Origin of the sequence: Micrococcus sp. HMSC31B01, from assembly GCF_001816085.1 — a bacterium.
GTDB lineage: Bacteria > Actinomycetota > Actinomycetes > Actinomycetales > Micrococcaceae > Micrococcus > Micrococcus luteus.
This window is the reverse complement of record NZ_KV825356.1, coordinates 1-2,063: the sequence shown is the minus strand read 5'-3', so window position 1 is coordinate 2,063 and position 2,063 is coordinate 1. Positions and strand designations below refer to the sequence as shown.

Annotated in this window: 3 protein-coding genes; 1 reads left to right on the top strand and 2 read right to left on the bottom strand. The window is 72.4% G+C overall.

Annotation, left to right across the window (positions count from 1 at the left end; all coding sequences use genetic code 11):
• The first annotated feature begins 133 nt into the window (after positions 1–133).
• Positions 134–781: an MBL fold metallo-hydrolase gene (locus HMPREF3105_RS10780; RefSeq protein WP_041103463.1), complete on the top strand. Its 648-nt coding sequence runs from the start codon at positions 134–136 to the stop codon at positions 779–781.
• Between the two features lie 36 nt (positions 782–817).
• On the opposite strand, the gene HMPREF3105_RS10775 is transcribed toward HMPREF3105_RS10780, so the two are convergent.
• The gene (locus HMPREF3105_RS10775; protein ID WP_041103461.1) at positions 818–1,045 is read right to left on the bottom strand and encodes an amphi-Trp domain-containing protein; all 228 of its coding nucleotides are present in this window, start codon (positions 1,043–1,045) and stop codon (positions 818–820) included.
• A 77-nt stretch (positions 1,046–1,122) separates the two neighbouring features.
• The gene (locus HMPREF3105_RS10770) at positions 1,123–1,911 is read right to left on the bottom strand and encodes a queuosine precursor transporter (RefSeq protein WP_041103459.1); all 789 of its coding nucleotides are present in this window, start codon (positions 1,909–1,911) and stop codon (positions 1,123–1,125) included.
• Positions 1,912–2,063 lie beyond the last annotated feature (152 nt).

The window sequence follows — 2,063 nt, the reverse complement described above, 5'->3', positions numbered from 1 at the left end:
CGCGTCCGGGCGCAGGTCGGGGCGGGAGCCGGTGGGCCGCCGTCGAACGGGGCGCGGGCCTTGTCCACCGCCGGGAGCGCGCGGGAGGCTGGGAGCGCCCGGGATCCCGACGCCGGGCGGAGGAGTGATCTGCATGAGCACGACCCTGACCCTCTTCGGCCACTCGGCCGTCCGCCTCGAGAAGGCCGGCCGGCGCCTCGCGTTCGACCCCGGCGCGTTCAGCGACGCGGCGGTCCTGGACGGCGCGGACGCCGTCCTCGTGACGCACGGCCACCCGGACCACGTGGTCCCCGAGCAGCTGGCCCGGGCGTTGGCCGGCACGGAGACGCACGTGTGGGCGCCACGGGACCTCACGGGGCCGCTGGCGGAGGCGGGGCTCGACGCCGGACACGTGCACACGGCCGTGCCCGGGGAGACGTTCGAGGCCGCCGGTTTCCGGGTGGAGGTGCTCGGCGGGGAGCACGCGATGATCCACGCCGAGGTGCCGCGCCCGGTGAACGTGTCCTACCTCGTGGACGGGGCCGTGCTGCACCCCGGCGACTCGTTCACGGTGCCGGACGCCGACGTCGAGGTGCTCCTGCTGCCCGCCGCCGCGCCGTGGCTGCGCATCGCGGACGTGGTGGACCAGATGCGGGCCATCGCGGCGACGCACACCCGCCCCATCCACGACGGCATCCTCAGCGAGGACGGCAAGGGCGTGGTGGATCGGGTGCTCTCGGGCCTCGCCGAGGGCGTGACCGACTACCGGCGCCTGGCCCCCGGGGAGCCCTGGACGTTCTGAGGCACGGGAAGGCGACGGCGGCCGGCCCGGGGCCGGTCACCAGCTGAGGGTGATCTCCAGCTCGGCGTCGCCGCCGTCCTCGACCTCGAGCTCCACCTCGAGGCCCACGCGGTCCGGGACGGTGACGACGACGTCGCGGCCGCCGTGCTCGATCCGCACGTCGTTCTGCCGGGAGAGCTGGTCGGCGAGGTCGCGCAGGCGTGCGGCGGCCTGCTCGCGGCTGAGGGTCTGCTGCTGCTCGTGCTCGAAGAGGTCCTTGCCCATGGCACCGACGGTAGTCGCTGGGCGGGGCGTGCGCGACGGACGGGCCCCGGCGCGGCCGACGCCGGGGCCCGTGCGGGTCAGCGGGACGCGGCCGGGGTGAGGGCGGGATCGTCGTCGCGGTGGATCTCGAAGCCGGGCGCCCGGTAGGTGGGCTCCCGGCGCTTGAGAGCGCGGATGACGAGCAGGGTCACCGGCACGATGAGGATCTCCACGAACGTCTTGTAGACGAAGCCGGTCACCGTGTAGTTCGCCAGTTCCAGCAGCGAGATGGTGCCGGCGAAGGCGATGGTGCAGAAGATCAAGGTGTCGAAGAACTGGCCGACCACGGTGGAGAGGATGAGCCGGAAGGCCACGTGCCGTTCCTTCATGCGCTCCTTGAGGCGGACCACGATGGACGCGTTGAGCAGGGAGCCCACGAGGAACGCGACGAAGCCGGCCACGGTGATCCTCAGCATCGGCGCGAGGGCCTGGTCCCACACCTCGAAGCCCTCGACGGGCGTGGTCCAGGAGACCACCGTGTAGGTGAGGGCGGCGAGCACGAGCATGGCGAAGCCGAGGACGATGGCGCGGCGGGCCCGGCGCCAGCCGTACACCTCGGCGAGGATGTCGCCGACGATGTACGCGAACGGGAACAGGAAGGCGCCGCCGTCGAAGATGAGGGGGCCGCCGTCGTAGAAGAGGTCCGAGATGACCGGGACGGTGGGGCCGTAGAAGAGCTTGGCCGCGGTGACGCCGGAGAGGATGAGGAGGGCGATGAAGACGCCCACGAAGATGTCGTAGTAGCTCGCGGGCACCCGGGCGTAGGCCGGAGTGCCCTGCCCAGAGGCGGGTCGGTCGGGGGACGGGGTGTCGATGGTGGTGTTCACCGGACCATCCAACACCACACACGACGACGGCGGGCACGGTGGGCGGGTCCGTCCCCGCCCTGGGCAGACGAAAGGGCCCGGGAATCTCACGACTCCCGGGCCCTTCTTCGGTGGAGGCAAGAGGACTCGAACCCCTAACCCCCTGCTTGCAA

Coding starts and splice junctions, on each gene's coding strand:
- HMPREF3105_RS10780 (WP_041103463.1), top strand. CDS start 134: ATGAGCACGACCCTGACCCTCTTCGGCCACTCGGCCGTCCGCCTCGAG.
- HMPREF3105_RS10775 (WP_041103461.1), bottom strand. CDS start 1,045: ATGGGCAAGGACCTCTTCGAGCACGAGCAGCAGCAGACCCTCAGCCGC.